General features: G+C 63.7%; 1 protein-coding gene. It reads left to right on the forward strand.

The genetic code is table 11. The features are described from left to right. A partial coding sequence (locus V5P19_RS23980; RefSeq protein WP_334408051.1) for an AAA family ATPase occupies nucleotides 1-256 on the forward strand: 256 nt, incomplete at both ends.

Below are 256 nucleotides of genomic sequence, written 5' to 3' on the forward strand. Positions count from 1 at the left end.
GTGCAGGGCTATGCCGGTGTGGGTAAGACCACACAGTTCCGGGCGGTGATGTCAGCCGTGAACATGCTGCCGGAGAGTGAACGTCCCCGTGTCGTGGGGCTGGGGCCCACGCACCGTGCGGTCGGTGAGATGCGCAGCGCCGGCGTGGATGCACAGACGCTGGCGTCCTTTCTGCATGACACGCAGCTGCTGCAGCGCAGCGGAGAAACGCCGAATTTCAGCAACACGCTGTTCCTGCTCGATGAGAGCTCTATGG

Source organism: Enterobacter sp. UNJFSC 003 (assembly GCF_036903355.1).
Taxonomy (GTDB): Bacteria; Pseudomonadota; Gammaproteobacteria; order Enterobacterales; family Enterobacteriaceae; genus Enterobacter.